The organism is Tamlana sp. 2_MG-2023 (genome assembly GCF_030548465.1).
Classification (GTDB): domain Bacteria; phylum Bacteroidota; class Bacteroidia; order Flavobacteriales; family Flavobacteriaceae; genus Pseudotamlana.
The window spans coordinates 90098-112682 of sequence record NZ_JAUOSF010000002.1; the positions used below are offsets into that span (position 1 = coordinate 90098).

The 22585-nt window shown below is 33.4% G+C and carries 25 protein-coding genes; 14 read left to right on the forward strand and 11 right to left on the reverse strand.

The window, feature by feature from the left end; translation table 11 throughout:
- The first annotated feature begins 66 nt into the window (after positions 1-66).
- The 7 genes from Q4566_RS03475 to Q4566_RS03505 all read left to right on the forward strand — a co-directional run bounded on the left by Q4566_RS03475 (position 67) and on the right by Q4566_RS03505 (position 6207).
- Positions 67-684: a DEAD/DEAH box helicase gene (locus Q4566_RS03475; protein ID WP_303418285.1), complete on the forward strand. Its 618-nt coding sequence runs from the start codon at positions 67-69 to the stop codon at positions 682-684.
- A gap of 145 nt (positions 685-829) precedes the next feature.
- A complete protein-coding gene (locus Q4566_RS03480; RefSeq protein WP_303418287.1) occupies positions 830-1924 on the forward strand; it encodes a sensor histidine kinase in 1095 nt (364 codons plus the stop codon).
- Positions 1925-1932: 8 nt separating this feature from the next.
- Positions 1933-3258: a sigma-54 dependent transcriptional regulator gene (locus Q4566_RS03485; RefSeq protein ID WP_303418289.1), complete on the forward strand. Its 1326-nt coding sequence runs from the start codon at positions 1933-1935 to the stop codon at positions 3256-3258.
- A gap of 529 nt (positions 3259-3787) precedes the next feature.
- The gene (locus Q4566_RS03490; RefSeq protein WP_303418291.1) at positions 3788-4207 is read left to right on the forward strand and encodes a GreA/GreB family elongation factor; all 420 of its coding nucleotides are present in this window, start codon (positions 3788-3790) and stop codon (positions 4205-4207) included.
- A gap of 19 nt (positions 4208-4226) precedes the next feature.
- Positions 4227-4616: a hypothetical protein gene (locus Q4566_RS03495; RefSeq protein ID WP_303418294.1), complete on the forward strand. Its 390-nt coding sequence runs from the start codon at positions 4227-4229 to the stop codon at positions 4614-4616.
- 13 nt (positions 4617-4629) lie between these two features.
- On the forward strand, positions 4630-5454 hold the full coding sequence (locus Q4566_RS03500; RefSeq protein WP_303418296.1) for a universal stress protein: 825 nt from the start codon (positions 4630-4632) through the stop codon (positions 5452-5454).
- 234 nt (positions 5455-5688) lie between these two features.
- A complete protein-coding gene (locus Q4566_RS03505; protein WP_303418298.1) occupies positions 5689-6207 on the forward strand; it encodes a collagen-like protein in 519 nt (172 codons plus the stop codon).
- A gap of 290 nt (positions 6208-6497) precedes the next feature.
- Here the strand turns inward: Q4566_RS03505 and Q4566_RS03510 are convergent, their stop codons facing one another.
- The 5 genes from Q4566_RS03510 to Q4566_RS03530 form a co-directional block, all read right to left on the reverse strand.
- Complete coding sequence (locus tag Q4566_RS03510) at positions 6498-8039, reverse strand: acyl-CoA carboxylase subunit beta (RefSeq protein WP_303418300.1); 1542 nt, start codon at positions 8037-8039, stop codon at positions 6498-6500.
- A 25-nt stretch (positions 8040-8064) separates the two neighbouring features.
- Positions 8065-9507, reverse strand: coding sequence for an acetyl-CoA carboxylase biotin carboxylase subunit (accC, locus tag Q4566_RS03515; protein WP_303418301.1), 1443 nt, complete (start codon positions 9505-9507; stop codon positions 8065-8067).
- A gap of 57 nt (positions 9508-9564) precedes the next feature.
- Entirely contained in the window at positions 9565-10056 is a 492-nt protein-coding gene (locus Q4566_RS03520) for an acetyl-CoA carboxylase biotin carboxyl carrier protein subunit (RefSeq protein WP_303418302.1), read from the reverse strand.
- A gap of 181 nt (positions 10057-10237) precedes the next feature.
- Complete coding sequence (locus tag Q4566_RS03525; protein WP_303418304.1) at positions 10238-10852, reverse strand: NUDIX domain-containing protein; 615 nt, start codon at positions 10850-10852, stop codon at positions 10238-10240.
- A gap of 14 nt (positions 10853-10866) precedes the next feature.
- The gene (locus Q4566_RS03530; protein ID WP_303418306.1) at positions 10867-11955 is read right to left on the reverse strand and encodes a M42 family metallopeptidase; all 1089 of its coding nucleotides are present in this window, start codon (positions 11953-11955) and stop codon (positions 10867-10869) included.
- A 174-nt stretch (positions 11956-12129) separates the two neighbouring features.
- Here Q4566_RS03530 and Q4566_RS03535 point away from each other — a divergent pair, with 174 nt between their 5' ends.
- Genes Q4566_RS03535 through Q4566_RS03545 form a run of 3 tightly spaced genes read left to right on the forward strand, consistent with a single transcriptional unit; the run spans position 12130 to position 13948 of the window.
- Positions 12130-12807 carry a DUF4294 domain-containing protein gene (locus tag Q4566_RS03535; RefSeq protein WP_303418308.1) on the forward strand — a complete coding sequence of 226 codons (678 nt, stop codon included), beginning with the start codon at positions 12130-12132 and terminating at the stop codon, positions 12805-12807.
- Positions 12808-13434: a hemolysin III family protein gene (locus tag Q4566_RS03540; RefSeq protein WP_303418310.1), complete on the forward strand. Its 627-nt coding sequence runs from the start codon at positions 12808-12810 to the stop codon at positions 13432-13434.
- Positions 13435-13450: 16 nt separating this feature from the next.
- A complete protein-coding gene (locus Q4566_RS03545) occupies positions 13451-13948 on the forward strand; it encodes a GNAT family N-acetyltransferase (RefSeq protein WP_303418313.1) in 498 nt (165 codons plus the stop codon).
- Positions 13949-14221: 273 nt separating this feature from the next.
- Here the strand turns inward: Q4566_RS03545 and Q4566_RS03550 are convergent, their stop codons facing one another.
- From Q4566_RS03550 to Q4566_RS03565, 4 genes are all read right to left on the reverse strand, one after another.
- On the reverse strand, positions 14222-14650 hold the full coding sequence (locus Q4566_RS03550) for a DUF4268 domain-containing protein (RefSeq protein ID WP_303418315.1): 429 nt from the start codon (positions 14648-14650) through the stop codon (positions 14222-14224).
- A gap of 248 nt (positions 14651-14898) precedes the next feature.
- Positions 14899-16737, reverse strand: coding sequence for a DUF885 family protein (locus Q4566_RS03555; protein WP_303418316.1), 1839 nt, complete (start codon positions 16735-16737; stop codon positions 14899-14901).
- 416 nt (positions 16738-17153) lie between these two features.
- Positions 17154-17828 (reverse strand): ZIP family metal transporter, encoded by a 675-nt coding sequence (locus tag Q4566_RS03560; protein WP_303418317.1) that lies wholly within the window; start codon positions 17826-17828, stop codon positions 17154-17156.
- A 49-nt stretch (positions 17829-17877) separates the two neighbouring features.
- Positions 17878-18609, reverse strand: a complete 732-nt coding sequence (locus Q4566_RS03565) for a cyclopropane-fatty-acyl-phospholipid synthase family protein (RefSeq protein WP_303418320.1) — start codon at positions 18607-18609, stop codon at positions 17878-17880.
- A gap of 214 nt (positions 18610-18823) precedes the next feature.
- Here Q4566_RS03565 and Q4566_RS03570 point away from each other — a divergent pair, with 214 nt between their 5' ends.
- The 4 genes from Q4566_RS03570 to Q4566_RS03585 all read left to right on the forward strand — a co-directional run bounded on the left by Q4566_RS03570 (position 18824) and on the right by Q4566_RS03585 (position 21188).
- Positions 18824-19984, forward strand: coding sequence for a class I SAM-dependent RNA methyltransferase (locus tag Q4566_RS03570; RefSeq protein ID WP_303418322.1), 1161 nt, complete (start codon positions 18824-18826; stop codon positions 19982-19984).
- Positions 19985-20077: 93 nt separating this feature from the next.
- Positions 20078-20326, forward strand: a complete 249-nt coding sequence (locus Q4566_RS03575; protein WP_303418324.1) for a hypothetical protein — start codon at positions 20078-20080, stop codon at positions 20324-20326.
- A complete protein-coding gene (locus tag Q4566_RS03580) occupies positions 20319-20615 on the forward strand; it encodes a type II toxin-antitoxin system RelE/ParE family toxin (protein WP_303418325.1) in 297 nt (98 codons plus the stop codon). The genes Q4566_RS03575 and Q4566_RS03580 overlap by 8 nt, the downstream gene beginning before the upstream one ends.
- Before the next feature lie 99 nt (positions 20616-20714).
- The gene (locus Q4566_RS03585; protein WP_303418327.1) at positions 20715-21188 is read left to right on the forward strand and encodes an OsmC family protein; all 474 of its coding nucleotides are present in this window, start codon (positions 20715-20717) and stop codon (positions 21186-21188) included.
- Between the two features lie 11 nt (positions 21189-21199).
- Here Q4566_RS03585 and Q4566_RS03590 read toward each other — a convergent pair whose 3' ends face one another.
- Complete coding sequence (locus tag Q4566_RS03590) at positions 21200-22003, reverse strand: DUF6048 family protein (protein WP_303418329.1); 804 nt, start codon at positions 22001-22003, stop codon at positions 21200-21202.
- Positions 21969-22517, reverse strand: coding sequence for a DUF6452 family protein (locus Q4566_RS03595; protein WP_303418331.1), 549 nt, complete (start codon positions 22515-22517; stop codon positions 21969-21971). Before Q4566_RS03595 ends, Q4566_RS03590 begins: the two co-directional genes overlap by 35 nt.
- Positions 22518-22585: the final 68 nt, after the last annotated feature.

Sequence of the window (22585 nt, forward strand, 5' to 3'; positions counted from 1 at the left end):
TATTACGTTATAAGTTTTTGATAGCGGTTTATAATCTTATCTTTGTTTTTCATAAAATACTCCAATATGTCATTTAAAAAATACATTGAGCCTTTAAAAGATTCTTTAGAAAGTAAAGGTTTTAATGAGCCATTACCTTTTCAAAAACAAATTTTATCTAAAATAAAAGGCGGAGCAAGTCTGTTTTGTATCGCACCAAAAGGATCGGGTAAAACAACGAGTATTGTGCTTAGCGTGATTCAGAAATTAAAAGGAGAAGCTTTTGAAGATGCTCCTAGAGCTTTAATTTTAGTAGAAAATAAACAAGCGGCTTTAGACTTAGAATTGGAATTTAATGCTTTTTTACGCGGTACCGATTTACGCGTCTATTGTGCTTATGATGAAAAAAATATAGATCACCAGCGTGATGAAATTTATGATGGCGTAGATGTTGTAATTGCTACACCAAAACGTTTAAATAAGATTTTTTACCTAAACGGAATAAACCTGAATCAACTTCAAATGTTTATTGTTGAAGATGCCGAATTTTTATTTAGAAACCACAATTTTGCTGAGGTTACGCGTACCCCTGAAAGTATAGACCGTTGCCAATATTTAGTTTTTGCTGAAAAATTTGATAGCCGATTTGAGCGCTGGCAAGACAGTTTCATGTTTAATGCGCAACTTGTTAAGCTTAAAAAGTAGAGCTTTTATAGAAATTTATATTCAGCTGTTTTAACTTTTTAAATAAGAGCTATCTTTTTTATATTTCTTAATTTTAGTGGTTTAATAAAATCTGCAAATTAGTCTGCTATTTGTGAATTTATAATTTTTAAAAGCAAAATTTAGAATGAGCAAAAATACAGAGGACGCCTTAAAAGAACGTATAAAAGAGCTCACATGTCTTTATGAAGTCTCTTCCATTATTGTAAATGCCGATGTAGAATTTATTGAAAGCACCTTTACGGCTATAGCATTTAGTTTAAAAAAAGCATTCAAACATTCTAAAAAAACAGAAATTCGTATCCAAACCGAAAACTTCAAAGTTGCTACATGTGTACTTAAGGAGAATACGGTTAAAATGACTTCAGAAATTAAGTTGTTTAATGAAACCAAAGGTTATTTAGAAGCACATTTAGATGCCTCTAAATTTAAGGAAGTAGATTTTTTAAAGGAGGAACAATGGCTTATGGATAATATTTCATTAAAGCTTGGCGGGTTTTTAGAAAGTTTAGAGATTAAGAAAAACGAAGCTTCATTAAAAAGGCAAATGGAGCATACCGATCGATTACGTATTTTAGGAGAAATAACTGCAGGCATTGCCCATGAATTGAACACACCTTTAGCTAATATTTTAGGATTTTCAGAACTACTTAAAGATGATTTAGAAAACGAAGGGAAAACGACCAATGATGTCGATAAAATAATTGAAAACACCATATTTTCTAGAGAAATAGTAAAGAAGCTTATGTTTTTTGCTTGCGAAATACCTCAGGAAAAAAAGCAGATTAATATTGTACCTAACATCAACAGCGCTATTAATTTATTAGATGCGAGTTTTAGGAAAAAAGAAGTAAAATGTCATGTAAAAATAGAGGCTGATGATATTTGGTTAAAAGTGGATCCCGTTCAATTAACTCAAATTATTTTTAACTTACTCATGAATGCTATCTTCTTTTCACCTAAAAATGGCTGGGTTGAAGTTCATGTTTCTCAATCAGAAACCGATATTATCATTAAAATTAAAGATGAAGGTCAAGGGGTTAACCCGAAAGATTTAGATAAAATATTTCAACCATTTTTCACTACAAAATCTATAGGAGACGGCGCTGGTTTAGGACTTAGTGTCGTGCATGGTATTGTAGTTTCTCATAAAGGAACGATTACAGCAAAAAACAATTTGAATAAAGGCGTTACCTTTACAGTAACACTTCCTAAAGATTAATATCAGTTATGGAATTACGCAAAGAAAATATACTTATTGTTGATGATGATGTGAATATTTTGGAGTTATTACAGCGTCATTTAAAATCTTGGAACTATCATATATTCAAGGCGATATCTGTAAAGGAGGCAGTAACCATTTTACGGGACACAAAAATAGATTTGTTAATTACAGATTTAAAAATGCCCGAAATTGATGGATCTGAATTGATAAAATTTGCATCAGAACATTATCCCAATGTACCAAAATTAGTGGTGACAGGGTTTCCCTCAGTTCAAGATTCTCTTGTGGCAATAAAATCAGGAGTGGTCGATTATCTAAATAAGCCATTTACGAAAACAGAATTAGAAGCAGCCATAAAAAAATCAATAAGTCAGCACGATAAAAGCGCTCAGTCTCAAAGAGATCATTTGAAAAAACGTGAAAGTTATGGTGAAATTATAGGTACTTCAGATAAGATATATGAAGTTATTCAAATCATTGAACGTGTTAAGGATAATAGAGCAACCGTATTTATAAAAGGAGAAAGTGGTACCGGAAAAGAGCTCGTAGCAAGAGAAATACATTATCAAGGTAAATTCTCACGAGCCCCTTTTATAGCTGTGAATTGTGGTGCTATTCCAGAAAACCTTTTAGAAGCAGAGCTTTTTGGATATGTAAAAGGTGCTTTTACAGGGGCTGATACCAATAGAGAAGGTTTTTTTCAGGCCGCAAATGGTGGTACCATCTTTTTAGATGAAATAGGCAACGCCTCGCTTGCGGTACAATCTAGATTGTTACGTGTTTTACAAGAAAAAGAAGTGACTAAAGTAGGAGCAACCAAAGCTGAAAAAATAGAGGTTAGAGTTGTGTCTGCAACAAATAGTGATTTACGGGCGCTTATTACGAAACAACGATTTAGAGAAGACTTGTTTTACCGTTTAACTGTAGTTGAAATCGGTATCGCGCCATTACGAGAAAGAAAAGACGATATTGAGATTTTGGTAGATAAATTTTTATTTAAATATGGCATTGAATACAAAGACCGTTTTGTTAAAATAGATCAAGAAGCTTTAAGCGTTTTAAAACGTTATGATTGGCCAGGTAATATAAGAGAATTAGAAAATGTGATTCAAAGTGCAGTAATTATGAGCGATAAAACAATTTCTGTAGCGCATTTGCCTGCGCATTTAAAGTTTAACATTAGTGAACATTCAGCCAGTTTAGAGCCCTTAAAGGTTGTAGAAAAAAGATACATTGAAAAGGTGCTCAGAGCTACCGGAAACAATAAAACAAAAGCTGCTGAAATTCTTCAAATAGATAGAAAAACAATCAGACAAAAACTACATGATTAATCCTATTATATTTTTGAGACTTTTTTCCTCATGTGGGTAATTTTACCCCGATTCATTTTTTGATAATATATTATGTTTATACTACAAACCCTTTATTTATAAAGGGTTTTGTGTTTTATGATATGTTCTAAATGCTTTTGGTATAGGCCTTGCTTTTAATAGTAAAAAAAGAAAATTAAATGAATCGCATAACTATTTGTTCAAATTGTATGTACATGGTAGATTGTGTATTAACCAAACAAAAAGATAAAGTCTGGTCTTGCAGTGAATACAATGACGATCATCTAAAAAACGAAGTCATTATTTTAAATGCAGTGAAAGATCGATTCATGAATTTAGTTTAAAACTTTAAATAATTAATAGGATGAATTTAACGGAGTTAAAGGCTGTTTTCGCAGGAAGAAAAAGAATAACAAATAAAGCAACAACAATAAATAAGTTGAGCGAAAGTGAGACTTCTTTCAGAAATAAATACCATCAAAGAAAGATAAGTAATCGTCTCTTTTAAAATGAAATTAATAGAAAAATTATGAAATACGGTTGTTTGATATTAGAAAAAAAGGAATATGTGTATTTAAAACGCATTTTGAATGTGTCGAGTTATGCGGATGATTTTCAAACGCAAAAATCCTTGCAAAAATTAAATGATGAGCTCAAGGAAGCGCGCATTGTGGATGAAGCAGACATGCCTTCAGATATTATTAGGTTTAATAGTGTTGTACAAGTAAGTTCACATCAAGGCTGGGAGCGCACGTTGCAATTAGTTATTCCTGCCGAAAGTGATTTTAAACAAAATAAAGTATCTCTTCTAACGCCTATGGGCTCTGCTTTAATTGGTTACTCTAAAGGAGATACCATTGTATGGGATTTTCCAGGAGGTGTACAAAATCTATTAATAGAAGAGGTAACCCAAGAAAAAACAGCAAAGGCTCTTGAATTTATTTTGTAAATAAAAATGTTTAAAATTTTTGAATACTATTTCAACATATAAAGAAGATTACTACCGGCGATTAAGTATACAAAAAGACTTAAGAGAGCTAGATTATTGGATTTTAACGCTAGAAGATTTTAATGATGAATTAGATGATCTTAATATAATAGAAAAGCAGCTCATTGCTAATGGTTCTATTTCAAATGCAATTCGATCCTTGAGAAGGAAAAATGTTTTAAATATGGCCGAATTATGCAAATACGACCGAGAGTTAAGAAATGAATATGAAGATGGATATACAGATTATGACCAAACAAGATTAAAAGTACATGAGCGAAAAAGAGAGCAATATATCCGGTTAACAAAGGAATTTGGCGCCTTTAGAAAGCACATATATAAATTTTTAATGAGATACCAACTAAAATAAAATAAGACCTATTATGAAAAACATTTTAATTCCAACAGATTTCTCACAAGATAGTAATCGTACTATTGATTATGTAACAATGCTTTTTAAAAACGAGTCTTGTGCCTTCTACTTTTTAAACACTTACACATATGATATATCAGGCTTAAATGCTTTAGATATGTTACAAGCTGATGATGAGTGGTTTGATAAGCCAAAGGAAGATTCCTTGTTACAATTAAATGATTTGCTGATAAGCCAAAGAATCAGAAAAAACTATTCGAATCATGAATATCACATTATTTCTGAATGTTCGAGTTTAGCGAAAGGTATTGAAAAACAATTAGAAACCTTAGATATTGACTTAGTTGTATTGAAGGGGGATACTAAATTAGGTAGAAAGTCAAAAAGTATCATAGGAAACATTAGAACTTGCCCTGTTTTATTAGTGCCAGTTTCGAGCGCTGTGGACGATGAATTATGTTTGACAATTACGTCTAATTTCAAGGAGAAAATCAGAATGTTTGGAGTAAATCGTTTTTTAGAAGCATTGAAAAACACCAATCTTAAAATCAATATTTTGGTTTTAGGCGAAAAGAAATTAATAGGTGTTAATGTGAAGTATAATATTGATTTATTGCTAAACCACTTAAAGGAACAGGCTGTTGAAAATGTCAAAGTAGAATATACCGGAAATGCTTTTGATTTAAAGGCGTACGCGAGTACTCATCTTAATAATATTATGTGTGTTATGGATGAAAAACCTGATTTTTTGAGACGGGTAGGGCTTAGCCACTCTTCAGTGATTCCAACTCTTGAAAATTTACATAATAATACCGTTTTAACCATTCATCAATAGGTAGAAAGGATTGAAACAGTAGACGTAATTTATGTTTTAAAAACTCAGATTAAAAGTTGATCTGAGTTTTTTATTAGGTTACACTTTCTTTCTTTGGATAAAATATTTGAGGAACAGTTTATATAGAAGTACTATATTTTATAAAATAAAAACTAAAGCTTATTTGTTGAGGCTTGCATTTTTAACTAAATTTATATTACTCTAAATAAACAGACGTTTTTAAATTATAATCTTATGAAAAAAAATATTTTATCCCTAGGAATTTTTATTGCACTATTAATGTTTTCTTGTGAAGGTCCAGAGGGGCCTCCAGGTAGAGATGGTGTAGATGGCGCTCCAGGTGATTACATTATTGGTCAAACTTATGAAATAGCAAACATCAATTTTTCGTCAAACAAACTTAATGAACGTTTTACTTTTCCAGAAAGTAATGTTGATGGTGATGCTGTATTAGTATATAGATTGGAAGCGGTTGATAACGGTTTAGATGTTTGGGAACCTTTACCAACAGCTACCATTTTTTTTGATGGAGGTGGGTACTTTCAATATCGATTCAACTACACTTTAGGTGATGTAGATATTATTGCTGAAAGTGATGATATAGATGCGGTTGGTGCTGAGTTTACTAAAAACCAAGTATTCAGAATTATAGTTATGCCAGCAGATTTAGCTTCTACTATGGATACCAATAATATAAACGCAGTTATGAGTCAATTGAATATCACAGAAAACGATATTCAAGATATTCAGTAACATTTGTTTTAATGCAGTTTCCCGGAAATTGTATAAATTTAAAAATCTCAGGTTAATTTTAGCCTGAGATTTTTTTGTTTATGGAATCTAATATTATGTGTATATGGTTTTTTGTAAATAAGGAAAACTGTTGTGGGCACGAGCGTGACGCTCGCGCTAGCTTTGTTCTAGTAAAGTGAAGTTATTTTGGGTTTTTAAGTGCTAGCTGAAAACGTCGAATTTTTTTGAATATTCTCTTTGAATATTTTTAGTGTTGGCCCGAGCGTCACGCTTGGGCCTAATAATAGTCATTACAAAGGAATATTACCATGTTTACGATCCGGCCGGTCTACTTTTTTGTTTTCCAACATAGAGAAGCCTTTTAGTAACTTTCTTCTGGTATCTTTAGGAAGAATAACTTCATCAATAAATCCGCGTTTGGCAGCTTCATAGGGATTGGCAAATTTTTCGGCATATTCGGCTTCTTTTTCGGCTAGTTTTTTTGCTGAGTTTTCCGCGGAAGCGATTTCTTTTTTAAAGATAATTTCACTAGCACCTTTAGCACCCATAACCGCTATTTCGGCCCCAGGCCATGCAAAGTTTAAATCGGCACCAATGTGTTTGGAATTCATCACATCATAGGCGCCACCGTAAGCTTTTCGTGTGATAACCGTGATTCTAGGTACCGTTGCTTCACTAAGTGCATAAAGCAATTTGGCTCCATGAACAATAATACCATTCCATTCTTGATAGGTTCCTGGTAAAAATCCGGGAACATCAACCAAAACAAGTAGCGGAATATTAAAACAATCACAGAATCGTATAAAGCGAGCTGCTTTTCTCGAGCTTCTAACGCCTAAAACACCTGCGAACGACATGGGTTGATTTGCAACAATTCCGATACTTCTTCCGCCTAATCTTGCAAAGCCAACAATAATACTTTCTGCGTATTCTTTATGTATTTCATAAAATGAATTGGCGTCAATGATACCATCAATAACGGTATTCATATCATAAGGTTTGTTGGGGTTGTCGGGAACGCAATTGGTTAAAACATCACGAACTTCATCTGTTAATTGATACGCTAGTTTTTTAGGGGTTTCTTTATTATTCTGTGGAAAATAACTAAACAATTGTTTGATATCATCTAAACATTGCACATCGTTAGCCGATTTTTTGTGTGCCACACCAGATTTTGAGGCGTGTGTATGTGCTCCACCAAGTTCTTCGCTTGTCACTTCTTCATTGGTTACCGTTTTTACTACGCTAGGTCCAGTAACAAACATATAACTGGAATTTTCAACCATAATGGTGAAATCGGTGATGGCCGGTGAATACACGGCACCACCAGCACAAGGACCCATAATAGCCGATATTTGTGGAATAACGCCTGAAGCTTGTACATTTCTATAAAATATATCAGCATAACCACCTAAAGACCGAACGCCTTCTTGAATTCGGGCGCCACCAGAATCATTTAAGCCAATAATGGGCGCACCAACTTTTAGAGCTAACTCTAATATTTTACAAATTTTTTCAGCGTGAGTTTCTGATAAAGAACCTCCAAAAACCGTAAAATCTTGAGCGTAAACATACACCAATCGACCTGCAATAGTGCCGTATCCTGTAATAACACCATCCCCGTAATATATGTGGTCTGCCATACCGAAATCGGTAGTTCTGTGAGTTACTAAAGCGCCAATTTCTTCAAAAGAAGCAGCGTCTAATAGATATTCAATACGTTCTCTTGCGGTTAATTTATTGTTGTTATGTTGTTTGTCAATACGTTGTTGTCCGCCTCCTAATTTTGCAAGGGCGTATAATTGTTGTAGTTTTTCGGCCTTAGAACTCATAGTTTTTAGTTTAATGAATTATGAATTATGAATTAGGAAGTCTTAATAATTTCTGATCCTCTAAAAATTGTTTTACAGCAATGAGTGCGGCAACTTTTGCCTCTTCTTCTGAATATTTATTTAGAGCTTCGTTTTTATAGTAGTTTTTAACAAAATGTGTGTCGAAATCTCCAGATTTAAACGCCTCATGTTCACAAACAAACTTTCCGAAAGATAAAGTGGTTTTAATCCCTTTTACCTGAAAATCATCAATGGCTTTACGCATAATTTGTATGGCTTCTTCTCGGTTTTTTCCGTAGGTGATTAATTTAGCAAGCATGGGATCGTAGTAAATAGGAATTTCCATGCCTTCTTCATAACCATTATCTACACGAATGCCATCACCATGAGGGATTTTATAGCGTTCTAAAAGGCCCACACTAGGTAGGAAATCATTCATCGGATCTTCGGCATAGACACGTAATTCTAAGGCGTGGCCATTATTTTTTAAATCTGTTTGCTTGAATTGAAGTGCTTCACCACGAGCAATTCTAATTTGAAGCTCTACCAAATCATAACCAGTAATTAATTCGGTTACAGGGTGTTCGACTTGAAGCCTGGTATTCATTTCTAGGAAATAAAAGTTGTGCTGTTCATCCAAGAGAAATTCAACCGTACCAGCACCGATGTAATCACAGGCTTTAGCTACTTTTATAGCAGCTTCACCCATTTTAGTTCTTAAAGTTTCATTTAAAACTGAAGAAGGCGCTTCTTCAATAACTTTTTGATGCCTTCTTTGTATGCTGCATTCCCGTTCAAAAAAATGAAATATTTGTCCGTGAGAATCGGCAATAATTTGAATTTCTATATGTCTCGGAGACTTTATATACTTTTCAATAAAAACCGAACCATCTCCAAAAGCAGACGTCGCCTCACTAATCGCTCGTTGCATTTGAGATTCTAGTTCACTTTCTTTTTCAACTACGCGCATGCCTTTTCCGCCGCCGCCAGCTGAGGCTTTAATAAGTATAGGAAACCCAATGTTGTTAGCAATGGTTTTTGCTTTTGAAACATCGGTTATGGCTTCATCAATACCGGGAACCATAGGGATATTATAGGTTTTAACTGCTTTTTTAGCTTCTAATTTGCTCCCCATAATTTTTATGGACATCGGTTTCGGACCAACAAAAATGATGTTATTTTTCTGGCACAATTCCGCGAAAGCGTCATTTTCACTTAAAAAACCATAACCTGGGTGAATGGCATCAACGTTAAGTTTTTTAGCGACTTCAATAATTTTATCTGCTCTTAAATAAGATTTATTAGAAGAAGCTTCACCAATACAAACTGCTTCATCTGCAAATTTCACGTGAGGCGCATTTCTATCTATTTCAGAAAAAACCGCCACTGTTTTTATACCCATTTTTTTAGCGGTGCGCATCACCCTTAAGGCAATTTCTCCACGATTGGCAACTAATATTTTTTTCATTAAAGCTGATTTTAGTACTTAAAAAATTGATACGTGTATAAAGGGGGTAGTGCGATGCTATTCGTCTTCCAATTCAATAAGTATATGGCCTTTATCGACGGCTTCACCTTTTTCAATAAGAATGGATTTAATAATACCAGTTCTAGGGGAAACAATGCTGTTTTCCATTTTCATAGCTTCCAGAATAAGTAAACTGGTGTTTTCTTGTACTTCCTGACCAACTTTTACTTGAATTTCTAAAATCAAGCCAGGCATGGGAGCAATTATGGAATCGATACGGTGTGAAACAACATTGCTAAGACCCATGTTTTTTATTTGTAGGTCTAGATCGTCAGAAATCTGAACATCATAAATACTGCCGTTAATTTTAATTTGATAGCATTTACTATTTAAGTTTCCTTCTAAAACTTCAGCTTGAAATGATTTGTTTTGTTGAAGAACATGATAGCTGCTTTCTGAGTTTTTAACTATGTCAAGTTTAGAAATATCGCTAAATTTTATGCTGAAATCTGCATGATTATTAACACTTACGGTATACGATTTATTCATAGTTAAAGGGATTGTAACTATAAATATATGAATTTTATTGAGCGGTTGAAGGGATTAATAGAACAAACTTAAAGTTGATTTTAAAAGTAACTATTGCTGCTGTTGAAATTGTGGAGTGTTGAAAGTCAGTATGTTTTATAGACGTAGTTATCTATGAGGTACATCAAGCTTTAAGCGTTTTTTAAGGTTGAAGAGCTTCTTTTATTTTTTCAGAAACAAACTCATAGTATGTTTTGTTTGAAGGTACAAAATGAAGGTTATTGGTATTGATATCTGCAATAAGTTCATCGAATTCAGTTAAAGAAATCAATTTTAAAGCTTCAACTTCTTCTTCCTGAGCTTTTAAGGATGAAATAGGAACGGTTAATTCAGCTAGAAATGTATTGTGAAATTCGTTATCGGTCATACCGTTTTCATAAGACTGAAAACATTCAAAAACACCAATTTTAAGCAGTTTATCTTCAGTGATAGACAATCCAATTTCTTCGAAAATTTCTCTAACCCCAGCCTGTTTAATTGTTTCACCGGCATCTACATGGCCTGCAACCGAAACATCCCACATAAGCGGACAAATAGCTTTTTTTGCTGAACGTTGCGATAGTAAAACCTCACCGTTTTTGGTGTACAACCAAACGTGGGCTGTATGATGATACAATCCTTTTTGATGAATTATAGATTTTAGTTCTGAGCGCCCTAAAAGCTTTCCGTTTTCATCTGTAATATCAATTAATTCGTCCATAAGAATGAAAAAAAATGCCATTACAAGTTGAAAAGTTTCAAAATCTTGTAATGGCATTTAAAAGTTATATTTTATTTAAAATAGCTAAAGGTTTCGCCATCTTCAATTTTAAGCAATGTTTCGTAAATTAGTTTAATTACGTTTTCAACATCGTCTCTGTGCACCATTTCTACCGTAGTATGCATGTAACGTAAGGGTAAAGAGATTAGGGCAGAAGCCACACCGCCATTACTGTAAGCAAAAGCATCGGTATCTGTTCCTGTAGCTCTAGAAAGCGCCGAACGTTGAAACGGAATCTTTTTAGCTTCGGCAGTTTCAGTAATTAAATCTCTTAATTTCTGTTGTACAGCAGGAGCGTAGGCTACTACAGGACCTTTACCAATTTCTAAATCACCTTGTTTGGTTTTTTCAATCATTGGTGTTGTGGTATCGTGCGTTACATCGGTAACAATAGCCACGTTAGGTTTGATAGTTTGAGTGATCATTTCAGCACCACGTAAACCAATTTCTTCTTGTACAGAATTTGTAATGTATAAACCGAATGGTAAGGTTTTCTTGTTTTCTTTCAATAAACGCGCCACTTCAGCAATCATAAAACCACCCATACGATTATCTAGGGCGCGGCAAACAAATTTATTTCCGTTAAGCACATGAAATTCATCTGGATAAGTGATTACACATCCCACATGAATGCCTAAGTTTTCAACTTCTTCCTTGTCTTTAGCGCCAACATCGATAGTAATATTATCTGGTTTTGGTGCTTGCTCGTTAGATTTATCTCTAGTGTGAATCGCTGGCCAACCGAAAACACCTTTTACAATGCCATTTTTGGTATGAATATCAACAATTTTACTAGGCGCTATTTGATGATCGCTACCACCGTTTCTAATTACATAGATTAAACCGTTATCTGAAATATAGTTAACATACCATGAAATCTCATCGGCATGTCCTTCTATAACCACTTTGTATTTTGCATCAGGATTTATTACGCCTACCGCAGTTCCGTAAGTATCAGTAATAAAAGTATCTACATATGGTTTTAAATAGTCCATCCATATTTTTTGCCCAGTCCACTCATAGCCTGTTGGGGCTGCATTGTTCAAATATTTTTCCAAAAAGTCCATTGACTTTTCATTAAGAATGCTCTTGTTTGCCATGTATAAAATTTTTGCACTAAAATAATAATATTAATAGACACAGTAGCGGTTTAAATGATTATTGTCTTCCATATTTTGTTAAATTCACCTTGCAAATGTGAGATACTGAAAGTGTCTTGTAAGAGGTGCGTATAATTTCTTTATTTTTACATATTAAATGCTCCATTTTTATTGATGAATTTTTTAAAATACATATTGGTTTTATGTCCATTTTTGGTTTTCTCACAGGTTAACGAGATTGAAAGGGATACTACCACTATTGAATATTTAATTATAGAAGGCGACTCTGTGCCTAGGCAGTCTATTAACTTAGACGAGGTCATTCTGTTGCATAAACTTAAGTTTGGTGATAAAAAAGAACGCATTCGTTATTTAATTTTAAGACGAAAAACCTTAAAGGTCTATCCTTACGCTAAAATGGCGGCCGAGCGTTTAGATTCTATGAATACGCGTTTAGCTTCATTAAAAAGGGAAAGACAAAAGCGTCGTTACACTAAAAAAATACAGAAATACATTGAAGGCGAGTTTTCAGATGAATTAAAAAAACTAACACGCACTGAAGGTCAGATACTTGTAAAGTTAATTCACAGACAGACAGGAACAACTGCTTTCGATTTGGTTAAAGAACTTCGTAGTGGTTGGCGTGCATTCTGGTACAATACTACGGCAAGTATGTTTGATATTTCTTTAAAACGCGAGTTTGACCCTGAAAACGTTAAAGAAGATTATTTAATTGAAGACATATTACAACGTGCTTTTCAAAACGGATTGTTAGAACCACAACCACCAGCGATAAAGTTTAATTTTTATGATTTAACCGATAAGTGGATCTATCATAACACGCCTGAATAAATGCGTATTCAAACACCTTTGGAGGAGAAATTAAACGCCTGTTCTCATGGTTTAGGTGCGTTTCTTGGGTTGATAGCCTTGTATTTACTTGTGTGTTACAATACAGGTAAAAGTGATTGGAGTTTGTTTAGCGTAGTTGTTTATGCACTTTCAATAATTATTTTGTTTAGTGCCTCTACATTTTATCATGCCACTAAAAACGATAAACGGAAGCATTATTTTCGAATTGTAGATCATATAAGTATTTACATTTTAATCGCAGGAACTTACACGCCTGTTTGTTTGATAGCGCTTCAAGATAGTTTAGGCTGGCCACTTTTTTATACCGTTTGGGGGATTGCACTTTTCGGGGCTTTTTTAAAACTCTTTTTTACCGGACGCTTCGAAGTGGTTTCAACATTACTTTACTTAGTTATGGGCTGGCTTATTGTTTTCGATATTTCAAATTTATCAGCACAAATAGGAAGTCAAGGAATGTGGTTTTTAGCGGCAGGAGGTTCAGCATACAGCTTAGGAATTATTTTTTATGCCGTTCAAAAAATACCCTATAATCATGTGATTTGGCATCTTTTTGTTTTAACAGGTGCTGTTTGTCATTTTCTAATGATTTTTAATTATGTGATTTAATCGTGTGATTTTAGATATGATAAATTTTAGTTTAGCAGAAAAAATTTCAGAATTTAAAACCATAGCATCCTTAGCGGAAATTATTTGGCGTGAACATTACATACCTATGGTAGGTAAAGCTCAAGTGGATTACATGCTTGATAAATTTCAGTCTGCGGAAGCGATTAAATGTCAAGTTGAAAGCGGTTACTTGTATTATATGATTAGTTACCACAATAAAACAGTAGGTTATTTTGCTATTCTGAATGAAGCTGAAGCCTTATTTTTAAGTAAGTTTTATGTTTTGAGTGATTTTAGAGGAAAGAGCATAGGAAAAAATGCCATGAATTTCATTGAAGCTAAAGCTTTAGAGTTTCGATTGAATAAAATCCGACTAACGGTAAACATCAATAATAGGAATACGATTAAAGCTTATGAGAAATTAGGGTTTAAAACGATTGGACCGCTTGTGGCCGATATTGGAAATGGCTTTGTAATGGATGATTTTGAGATGGTTCTGAGAGTTAAAAATTAAAAGTGAAAAATTGGACGATATTGAAAGTTAGATATTAAATATTAAAAGTTTATGTACGATTAAACGAATTAATAATGTTTTGATTTCCAGATTGTCCTTCAGACGCTAGGAGAATTCTTTCATCAATTTCAACGTCGGTTACACGAATAAACATTTCTACAATTAATAATTAAAAATGAAGAGTTAAAAATTAGGGAAGTTCAAACTTTAACGTCAATTGAAATAATCAATAATCAATAATCAATAGTCAATAAAAAATAATCAATTCACCTATTAGCTATCAATAACATCGCGATATTCTTCATAAAAGGCTTCAAATAAGCCCATTTTCTCATTAAAAAACACCATAACGTCTTGCCATGAGTTTTTGTTATGAATAGAAACTTTTTGTTCTAGTGGTACAAAAATTCTAGAAATTTCTTTTTCGTTATCTAAAATATATTCTTCATTATAGATGGCTTCTGGTAAAAAATCATCTAATAAAATGGATTTTAAAGCTAGAAGTTTTTCCCAATACTTTATGCGGTGTTCTAAATCGTCTTCAACATCTAGAGCGACTAAAGCGCTTTTATTATCAAAATGAAATTTAAAACTAAAACCTTTTAATTTAGTATGGTATAAAGTCCATTTTCTAGGGAATGACTTCCCAAAACTGGTCCAAAATTCTTCTTTTAATCTTCTTGATTCTTCTTTTGAAAACACAGGCTACTTTTTTTTGAGTTTTTAGCTAATTCCTTAAGACTGTTTAAGAACTTGCAAAGTTAACATCATAATTAAATTATGAAAGCTTTAATTTGAAGGTTTAGCTAGGTGAGGTGTAAAATATAAAAAAGCTGTTTCAAAAGTATGGATCCCATCATTCTGAAGGCGATTCAGGTTGATGAAATGTGTTCTTTTGAAACAGCTTTTTTCTTAGGTCAACTTAGTGAAGTTGATTATTTATGAGTTTTCTATTCTATCTTGTTTTGTTTCGAACTAATATATTCATCTACAAAATCTTCTAAAACATTTAAAGGAATGGCGCCATGTGAAATAACAACTTCATGAAACTCACGAATATCAAATTGCTCACCTAGAGCCTCTTGTGCTTTTTTACGCAGCTCAAGTATTTTAAGCATACCAATTTTATATGCTGTCGCTTGACTTGGCATTACAATGTGTCTTTCTACCATTTTAATACCATCTAATTCTGCATTTGGTGTATTATCGGTGTAGTATTTAATACCTTCTTCACGTGTCCATTTTTTGGCATGTATTCCTGTGTCAACTACTAATCTACACGCTCTCCAAAGCTCCATAGCTAGGCGTCCGAAATCTGAGTAAGGATCGGCATAGAAGCCCATTTCTTTAGGAATAAATTCAGAGTATAAACCCCAGCCTTCGGTGTAGGCTGTGTAACCTCCAAATTTTCTAAACATGGGTACATTTTCAAGCTCTTGCTGAATGGCTAATTGCATGTGGTGTCCTGGAATACCTTCATGATAAGCTAAAGCTTCCATTTGGTAGGTTGGCATAGAGGCCATATCGTATAAATTTGCGTAGTAAATACCAGGTCTTGAACCATCGGCAGCAGGACGGTTATAAAATGCTTTTCCAGCCGATTGCTCTCTAAAAGGTTCAACGGCTTTTACAATGATATCCGCTTTTGGTTTGGTGATAAAAATTTCATCCAAACGGGTTTTCATGCTGTCTATTAAATGGACAGCTTCTTTTAGGTAAGCCGCTTTTCCTTTTTCATCTGAACTATAATAAAACTGCTTGTCGGTTTTCATAAATTCAAAAAAGTCTTGTAAATCGCCATCAAAGCCAACTTTTACTCGAATAGCATCCATTTCTTTATGAATTCTTGCAACTTCAGACAAACCAATTTCATGAATTTCATTTGCTGTCAAATCGGTGGTGGTTGTGTTTGCAAGGGCATTTTTATAAAAAGCATCACCGTTAGGGAATTTCCATGCGCCAGCATCGGTATTTGATCGCTCTTTTTGTGAGCTCATGAAGGCAATAAGATCATCATAAGCTGGTTTTACACCTGTTAATAAAGCTTCATTTGCTTGAGCTTCAAGATCTTTTTTAGTAGCATCATCAAGATCTAATTTGTTAATTTTGTTTAAGAAATCGTCTAATAAAGCACTTTTGGTTTGGCTTTGGTCAAAAGGTTCTCCAACAATGATATTTTCAGAATCCTGAATCACTTTATCATAAACAAAAGTAGGAGGCATGATACCAATAGCTTCTCTTGCTTTTAAATTTTCAATGAGTTGATTGAAGTAAGGTTTGAAACCTTTTAGTCTTGAAATATAAGCTTCGGCATCTTGAAGACTATCAATACGGTGCATGTTAATTAAAAATGCAGGTTTTCCAGATTGCGCACCAAACATTTGATTTACTGGGTAATTATGCAATCTGTATTCGTAGTTACTTATATGATTTTCTGCTTTTTGTTTAAAGAGTTTATAACTTAAAAGCACATCTTTAGATAAGGCTTCAACATTTACAGAATCGTTCAACCACTGTAAGATTTCTTGGTTGAATTTTAATTCTTTTTCGGAAGCTTCAGGAGAAATATCTTCTAATTTCCCGTAATCTTTTTTGATACCGAGACGTGTTTGAAATTCTGGGTGATTATCTACACGAGTATCGAAAGTTTTTTGAAAAAAATCAGTTACTTTTTTTGATTCCAAAGTAATATCTTTTTCGGTAAGTGTTTTTTCAACTTCTTGTTTACATGAAAAAAATACGGTAATTAAGGTTAAGGCAAGTAAAGGTTTAAAAAAATGTTGTTTCATAATTAGACTAGAATTTAACTTAGAGCTTTGATTTTATAATCGTAAAGTTAAAAATTGATTTAATATAGTCTAAAAATCAAGGTGTTTTAATGTGTAAATATTGTTTTAAGTTTTAATGTGAAACAATAAATAAGTAATATGTTTAAGAATGAAAGTTTAAGTAGGGCTATTGGAGTTGTCCTTTCTGGTTAATTTCCATTTTAAGACTTAATTACCCTATCTCATTTGATAACTGATAATTTAAGTTGAATTTACTGATTATACGTAATGTGACATAATTGTTATCGTCAACCTGAACTTGTTTCAGGTTCTCATCACAATATATTAATTATCAGCTTTATTAGATTCTGAAATAAATTCGGAATGACGTAAATACAATATTTAGGTTACAAAACGGATATACAAATTGAATTTTATTAAATCATATAAGCAATACCAACACCTAAAATAATTGCGATAAATTTCGATAAGTTGAATTTATGTCCGTCGCCACTTTCAAATAAAATTGTTGTTGAAATGTGGAAAAAGATACCGATAACTATGGCATTCATGGCATCGGCATAATGACCAATAATAGAGGTTTCTTGAGAAATAAAGGTTCCTAAAGGTGTCATGAGCGCAAAAACTAATAGAAAACCTGAAATTTGAGGTTTTGAATAGTTCGATTGCATTAAAAATAAAGTAGTTACTGTTGCTATTGGGACTTTATGTATTAATACGCCATAAACCATATCATTATGGTCATGAATAGAAAAACCTTCTAAAAAACTATGAATACATAAACTAACGAATAAAGTCCATGGAAACGTTGAGTTTTCCTTATGAATGTGTACATGCCCATGCTCAGCACCTTTAGAAAATAATTCTAAGGTAATTTGCAACAAAATACCGCACATAATTAATAAGCCAGCCAGTTTGGTGTCTAAATGATGATAAACTTCTGGTAGTAGTTCAAAAAGGGTTAGCGCTAATAAAAACGCACCACTAAAAGAGAGAAGGAGCTTCGTATTCCAAGATTTTTGTTTTTTAGAAAGTAATGCAATACCAAAACCTAAAAATACAGCCAGAAAGGGAAGTAAAAATTTATTCATTTAATAAAAGAGGCTCAAATTATGAGCAATATAAAATGTGGAACACCCACTATTTAAAAATCATCACTAAGCGTTCTGATGATTTCGGATTAAACTTATTTAATTTATAATCGCCAAAAACGTCTAATAAATAGACATCTGCTTGTTCAAAAAGTTTTTCAAAATCAGCAAGCGTAAATGCGCGAACACGTTCTTGATAGTTGTAAACCTTTTCGTCGACCGTAAAAGTAATATCTTTTATAATATATCCACCTTCTACAAAACGCTTCAAATGAAAATCGATGCCATCAACAGATTTTGTTTCTTCAGGAACCAGGTTATCAATAACCTGTTCACTGTTCATAAAATCAATAACCCCAAAACCGAACTCATTTAAATTGCTTTTTATAGCTTCAATGGTTTTTAAATTATCGGTGTCATCTTCAAAATAGCCAAAACTGGTAAACAGGTTAAAAACGGCATCAAATTGCTTATTATACGGTTGGCACATGTCGTGCACTTCGAATTTTAAACGGTGATTTTCAAATTGTTTAGCGAATTTTATACTGTTTTCACTTAAATCAACCCCAGTAACATCGTAACCAATTTTATTAAGGTAACGCGAGTGTCTTCCTTTTCCGCAGGCTAAATCTAGTACTGTGCCATTTTCAGGAAGGTTTAAATAATCGGTTAAGGTATCCATAAAGGCATGAGCTTCGCTGTCGTCTCTATCTTTATATAATGTGTGGTAAAATGGCGTGTCAAACCAAGAAGTGAACCAAGTTGCTGTATTATTTGTCATAAATATTTTCTGTGAAAACAGAAATTGTTTTGTTTTTGGGGTTTGTCTAGCGCATTTAATTTAGCCAAAATTTTATGGCTTTTAATGTGCTTTATTTAAAAATGAATGGACGTCAATCCTTAAAAACCCCGAATTATCAATAAACTTTACGTTTGCCACAAAATTACATTATTTTTGCAATCTATTTAGCTTAAAAAGTGAACAGACGTAAAAAATGGGAGAAAATTTTAATATGGTCGCCAAAACCTTATTTGGCTTTGAAGATTTACTAGAAAAAGAATTAACGCAGCTAGGTGCACAATATGTGAAAAAAGGCGTGCGTAATGTTTCTTTTTCGGGAGATAAAGGTTTTATGTACAAAGCGAATTTAGCGTTGCGTACGGCCGTTAAAATTTTAAAACCCATTCATGCTTTTAACGTTAAAAACGAGCAAGATTTATACAATAAAATCTATGCAATGGACTGGTCGAAATACCTCAAACCTACAGGGACTTTAGCTATTGATGCTACGATCCATTCGGAATTGTTTACACACTCGTTATACATCGCTCAAAAAACAAAAGATGCCATTGTAGATAAATTTAGAGATACCGATGGGCAACGACCTAATGTAGATTTAAAATTTCCTGATTTAAAAGTGAATGTCCATATTGATAGAAACCGTGTTACGATTTCATTAGATTCTTCAGGAGATTCTTTACACAAACGTGGTTATAAAACAGCTACGAATATTGCGCCTATAAATGAAGTGCTAGCAGCAGGGCTAATTATGCTTTCTGGTTGGGACGGACAAACAGATTTTATGGACCCGATGTGTGGTTCTGGAACGATGTTGATTGAAGCGGCCATGATTGCTTGTAATATTCCACCAAACTTAATGCGTAAGGAATTTGCTTTTGAACGTTGGGAAGATTGGGATGTTGAGTTATTTGAAAAAATTGAAGAATCTTTGTTAGGGAAAACGCGTGATTTTCATCATAAAATTATAGGTTATGATAAAGCACCAAGTGCTGTAGCTAAAGCCAAGGAAAACGTGAAAAACGCCCAATTGGAAGATTTTATAGAAGTAAAACATGAAGATTTCTTTAAAACTCAAAAAGGAGGCGATGAGAAGCTGCAGATGGTGTTTAACCCGCCTTATGGTGAGCGTTTAAATATTGATATGGAAGAATTTTATAAAAATATAGGCGATACACTGAAACAAAATTACCCAGGAACCGATGCTTGGTTTATCACTTCAAACCTAGATGCACTTAAGTTTGTAGGTTTACGACCGTCGCGAAAAATACAGTTATTCAATGCGAAACTGGAATCGCGCTTGGTTAAATATGTGATGTATGAGGGGAGCAAGAAGGGGAAGTATATGAATAATTAAGGGCGGTAAATTATTATTGTGCTTACTATAAAAAATAAAAGGCCCTTTAATAGTCATTAATTTATAATTATCTTTACTTGAAATAGATTAATAATGAATTCAGCTGAAATAAAAATAGATTTGTTTAGAAAGTTAGATTCCTTAAAAGGAAATCGATTAGAAGAGGCTTACGGCATCTTGTTGAATTATATTAATGGAAGTAATGACCTCAACGATTGGCAAAATCTTACGCTAGAACAAAAGAAAGCCATTGAAATAGGAATTGAACAGTTAGACAATCAAGAAGGGAGAGAGCACCACAAGGTAATATCTGATATGAGAAAGCGATATACAAATGCTTAGAGAAGTGGTTTGGTCTCCTTCTGCAGAGAAAGACTTTGAAGCAGTATTAGATTACTTACAATTAAATTGGGATGAAAGCGTTACTAATAAATTTATCAACCGAGTGGATGATATTATTAGTCTAATTATTAATGACCTTAAAATATTTCCGATTATTAATGAAGCCTTGGAGGTAAGGAAAAGTGTGGTTTCAAAACATAACACGCTTTATTACAGAGAAAACGGTCTAAAAATAGAAATAATTAGACTTTTTGATGCAAGACAAGACCCTAATAAATTGAAATTTTAGGGAAGCCGAAGCAAAAGATGGTTTAGGTGCAGATATTCAAATTTAGAAATTAACGTAAACACTTGAGTAAATCCAGTCAATTTTCAGCTACAGAACCTCATGCCATTCAACCACACATTCAAAACACAAGTCAATTGGACACTTTCTGAAGGTGAAACTACGACAAACCCAAGAAGTTTCAGTAGAAATCATACGGTTCATATAGTAGATAAAAAGCAAGATCTAGAAGTTTCCGCAGCAAAGCCATTTCGAGGTGATGAACGTTTACACAATCCTGAAGATTTATTGCTTTCTGCAATAGCGTCTTGCCATATGATGTCTTATTTATACGTTTGTTCGCAAAATAATATTGAAGTTTTAGAGTATTCAGATCATGCCGAGGGTATATTAGAAGTGCAATCTACAGGAAGTGGCAGTTTTACTAAAGTTATTTTAAGTCCTGTGGTTACAATTAAAAACAGCGCTCAAAAAGAATTGGCATTGAAGTTACATGAAAAAGCAAATGCTTTATGTTTTATAGCAAATTCGTGTAATTTTCCAATTACACATCAGGCTAAAGTTATCATTGTTTAAGTTTTTAAAAACTATTTATACTTGCTGAAAAGCGGAATTCTATAAGCTATAGTATAACCATAACCAGCACCAATACCATTACTATCATAGGTTTTACCAAAGCCAGGAATGTATACATTTTCAAAATTACCTGGGTCGGTATCGGTTACCAGAAAACGAAGTTGTACATTAAGTCCCATGTATAGGTTTTTTAAGACTTCTGCTTTAATTCCAAGTTGTACTTCTGCCCAAAAGGCTGTTAAATCGTTGAATTCCAGTTTGTCGGTAAGTGTTAGTTGTGGTGTCCAGTATTGATTTGTAGTATAAATAGTAGCTTCATTCAAATCATGACTAAAAGCACTCCCTCCAACTCTAAAGCCAGCAAAGATCATGTTGTCCATATCTAGCCAATTATCATACATGTTGTAATCCACGCCAGCTTTTAAATAGGCTCCTGTCGTGCTGATATCCATGTAATCTGTAATCGTATTTTTTTCTTCGGTACCAATTTCTGCGGCAGCGTATAGATGTTTAGATAATCTAAAGTCTCCATTAATTTCAAAACCCTGATAATCATCGTCAAGTGCAGATCTCAATAACTTACTAAAATCAGCACCAACCCGAAGTCCGTATTTTAATTTTATTTTGGTAGAATCATTAGTAGTAATTACAGCGTCTTTAGATTCTTTAACCTTCTTGGTTTTACTAGAATCTACCGTTTTTACAGTTTTGTTGATTTCAGGAATACTATCGTTTTGAGCTTGAATATTTATCGAAGCCACCAAAAAGAAAACGATAAGGCTAGTGCGATACAATAAAGTGGGCTTCATTTTCATTTTCTACAGATTGATTTTCGGTTATAGGCTGTCTAGAAAGCATCCAGTTATCACCATCATCTTCAATAGTTAAAGTGACGTTTTTGTATATGGTTTTATAACCACAAGCACGAGATACATAAACTTCTTCACGGCTATAACTTATACTAATAATATCTTGGTTTCCTTCTAAAAAATCATCAGACTCATCGTCAGGCGTACCATTGTCATTTACAGTGGCGTTGGCTATTAGCGCATATTGCGTAGTGTTATCATCCGTTTTTAAAGGCAAAAGCACTTCATCGGTATCAACAAAAGAATAACCAGATAACACACTATTGTTGCCTACACCAACAACAACTAAATCAAATACATTTTTTTGAGTGTCGGGATTAATAACATCGTAGAAGTCGATGATAAGCCGCGGTGTTGTTGCGGTACCCTCCGGACAAATGTCGTCAGGTTCGCAAGCAATAGCTATGAAAACACCTAAAACTAGTAGAATAGGGGCAATAAGTATTTTTAAATATTTCATTATTTATTTTTAATAATCGCTCTTACAATTCCTGAAAATAGGGTTTAGTTTTGCAAATGAATGTTAAA

Bases quoted from the DNA above. Each gene is read 5' to 3' on its own strand.
- Q4566_RS03475 (WP_303418285.1), top strand. From the start codon at position 67: ATGTCATTTAAAAAATACATTGAGCCTTTAAAAGATTCTTTAGAAAGT.
- Q4566_RS03480 (WP_303418287.1), top strand. From the start codon at position 830: ATGAGCAAAAATACAGAGGACGCCTTAAAAGAACGTATAAAAGAGCTC.
- Q4566_RS03485 (WP_303418289.1), top strand. From the start codon at position 1,933: ATGGAATTACGCAAAGAAAATATACTTATTGTTGATGATGATGTGAAT.
- Q4566_RS03490 (WP_303418291.1), top strand. From the start codon at position 3,788: ATGAAATACGGTTGTTTGATATTAGAAAAAAAGGAATATGTGTATTTA.
- Q4566_RS03500 (WP_303418296.1), top strand. From the start codon at position 4,630: ATGAAAAACATTTTAATTCCAACAGATTTCTCACAAGATAGTAATCGT.
- Q4566_RS03505 (WP_303418298.1), top strand. From the start codon at position 5,689: ATGAAAAAAAATATTTTATCCCTAGGAATTTTTATTGCACTATTAATG.
- Q4566_RS03510 (WP_303418300.1), bottom strand. From the start codon at position 8,039: ATGAGTTCTAAGGCCGAAAAACTACAACAATTATACGCCCTTGCAAAA.
- accC (WP_303418301.1), bottom strand. From the start codon at position 9,507: ATGAAAAAAATATTAGTTGCCAATCGTGGAGAAATTGCCTTAAGGGTG.
- Q4566_RS03520 (WP_303418302.1), bottom strand. From the start codon at position 10,056: ATGAATAAATCGTATACCGTAAGTGTTAATAATCATGCAGATTTCAGC.
- Q4566_RS03525 (WP_303418304.1), bottom strand. From the start codon at position 10,852: ATGCCATTACAAGATTTTGAAACTTTTCAACTTGTAATGGCATTTTTT.
- Q4566_RS03530 (WP_303418306.1), bottom strand. From the start codon at position 11,955: ATGGCAAACAAGAGCATTCTTAATGAAAAGTCAATGGACTTTTTGGAA.
- Q4566_RS03535 (WP_303418308.1), top strand. From the start codon at position 12,130: ATGAATTTTTTAAAATACATATTGGTTTTATGTCCATTTTTGGTTTTC.
- Q4566_RS03540 (WP_303418310.1), top strand. From the start codon at position 12,808: ATGCGTATTCAAACACCTTTGGAGGAGAAATTAAACGCCTGTTCTCAT.
- Q4566_RS03545 (WP_303418313.1), top strand. From the start codon at position 13,451: ATGATAAATTTTAGTTTAGCAGAAAAAATTTCAGAATTTAAAACCATA.
- Q4566_RS03555 (WP_303418316.1), bottom strand. From the start codon at position 16,737: ATGAAACAACATTTTTTTAAACCTTTACTTGCCTTAACCTTAATTACC.
- Q4566_RS03560 (WP_303418317.1), bottom strand. From the start codon at position 17,828: ATGAATAAATTTTTACTTCCCTTTCTGGCTGTATTTTTAGGTTTTGGT.
- Q4566_RS03565 (WP_303418320.1), bottom strand. From the start codon at position 18,609: ATGACAAATAATACAGCAACTTGGTTCACTTCTTGGTTTGACACGCCA.
- Q4566_RS03570 (WP_303418322.1), top strand. From the start codon at position 18,824: ATGGGAGAAAATTTTAATATGGTCGCCAAAACCTTATTTGGCTTTGAA.
- Q4566_RS03575 (WP_303418324.1), top strand. From the start codon at position 20,078: ATGAATTCAGCTGAAATAAAAATAGATTTGTTTAGAAAGTTAGATTCC.
- Q4566_RS03580 (WP_303418325.1), top strand. From the start codon at position 20,319: ATGCTTAGAGAAGTGGTTTGGTCTCCTTCTGCAGAGAAAGACTTTGAA.
- Q4566_RS03585 (WP_303418327.1), top strand. From the start codon at position 20,715: ATGCCATTCAACCACACATTCAAAACACAAGTCAATTGGACACTTTCT.
- Q4566_RS03590 (WP_303418329.1), bottom strand. From the start codon at position 22,003: ATGAAAATGAAGCCCACTTTATTGTATCGCACTAGCCTTATCGTTTTC.
- Q4566_RS03595 (WP_303418331.1), bottom strand. From the start codon at position 22,517: ATGAAATATTTAAAAATACTTATTGCCCCTATTCTACTAGTTTTAGGT.